Genomic DNA, 1,851 nt, shown 5'->3' with positions numbered 1-1,851 from the left:
GTGGTTCGTCTCCAGGTCGACCAGTGCAGGGCGTGCAGAACGTCGTGAACGGGCTGGAGAACGTGGGCCAGGAGACGCCGGATTTCGTTGCGGGTCAGGCGGATCAGGCCGCTGGCGGGGGCGGGTGGTGGTTCGGTGGCGGCCAGGACCGAGAGCAGGGCGTGGGCCAGGATCGCCAGGGCGGTCCAGCGGTTCCAGGAGGTCCAGGTGCGGACCTGGTGTTCGTCGAGGGCGGCCAGTTCCTTGCCGGAGGCGAAGGATTCCTCGATGCTCCAGCGACGCCCGGCGATCTTGACGAGGGTTCTGACCGGCACGGACTGTGGGCTCCAGGCGCGGTAGAAGGCGTACTCACCGGTCTTGATGTTGCGGCGGATCAGGAGCATGTGGTGCCCGCCGGGGCCGGCGGCGGGGTCGATGGTGTCGATGACGGCCCAGTCGTACCAGCGTTCGCCCTTGGCTCCTTTGCCTGCCGAGAGACGCTTCCAGGCAGCGGGTTTGAGCCGGACCGCCAGCTCGACGGCTTTGCGGGGGCCGATCCCGGTGGTGATCTCGTGGGTCTTCGCGACGGCCAGGACGTAGGTGATGGCGCGCTGATGAAGGGCCTTGCGGAGCTTCGGGTCGTTGCCGTAGACCTCGTCACCGGTGACCGAGCAGGCCGGAACGCCTGCGTCCAGAGTCCGCTCGATGAGTTCGCGGGCCAGCGCGGGCTTGGTCGCGAAGGCGACTCCGTTCGGGACGCCGGCTGCTTCCAGGCGTTGCGGGTCGCTCGTCCAGGACTTCGGCAGGTAAAGGCACCGGTCCAGCAGGCTGTGCCCCTGGTCGGTGGTGTAGGCGAGATAGACCGCGACCTGGCAGTTCTCGATCCGGGCGGTGGTCCCGGAGTACTGCCGCTGGGTCCCGACCGTGGCCGTGCCCTTCTTCTGGTCACCGGTCTCGTCGATCACCAGCGTGGCATCCGGGGCGCCCAGACGCTCGATCACCCAGTCCCGGACCTCGCCCAGCACAGCATCCTGATCCCAGGCCGCCGAGGACAGCAACCGCTGCATCGCCCGCGGAGACGCCTCACCCGCGTACTCGGCGATACTCCAGCAGTTCACCCTCGGCAAAGGTGCCATCATCGCGAACACGAACCGCCGCAACCGCTTCCGCGGCTCGACCCGACCCACATGCCGGCCCGCCCGCCCCAGCAACTCATCCGCTTCCGCCAGCCACCGATCAGGGTCTACGCTATGGCCCGCGGCCACCTCGCGATCCTCTTGAGTCCACACAACCCAAGATCATCAACCGGTGGCCGCGCCCAGTTTGCGACCGACATACCCCCACTGCGTCGAGCATCCCCTCCAGTACAGACCGTCACATTTCGAAGTGGCGTTGGAGTACTAACCGATCGCCGCGCCGGCAGGCCAGGGCACTCAACAACATCTGGCAGCAAGCCATCTGGCGCCTACTGGACCGGGTCAACCCCGCCCGCCGGCTGCGGTCAGCACCCCGCGTCATCAAACGCAAGATGCCCAAATGGCACGTCAAACGCGCCCACCACGCCAACCATCCTCAACCCGAAACCACCCCGAACTACACCATCCACCCGCCTAAGTGAACGGTATTGGGGCTAGACCCGCGGCATCGTCCCAGCCGAACAGCCCGTCCTGCGGTAACCAACCCGCGCATATCGGTCTGACCGCGCGTCGCCATGACACGCACGCCCTGCACCGTCCCGGCTGGGCCCAAACTGCCTGCCCAGCAACCTGAATCCACACAACCCGGCTGGCGATCAACCACGCCCACTTGACAGAAGGCGCCTACATATATCAGTGCGGCGGATGTCGTCCTCGACGTGGGCGGGGGGTGTCC

Annotated in this window: 1 protein-coding gene; it reads right to left on the bottom strand. The window is 67.0% G+C overall.

Features of this window, described 5'->3' with window-relative positions:
- On the bottom strand, positions 1 to 1,244 hold a 1,244-nt coding region (locus tag LR394_RS40970), incomplete at its 3' end, for an IS701 family transposase (protein ID WP_456238339.1).
- Between the last annotated feature and the right edge of the window lie 607 nt (positions 1,245 to 1,851).

Origin of the sequence: Kineosporia babensis (assembly GCF_021129305.1) — a bacterium.
GTDB lineage: Bacteria > Actinomycetota > Actinomycetes > Actinomycetales > Kineosporiaceae > Kineosporia > Kineosporia babensis.
The sequence above is the reverse complement of the archived record's forward strand: the minus strand, read 5'-3'. Positions and strand labels throughout refer to the sequence as shown.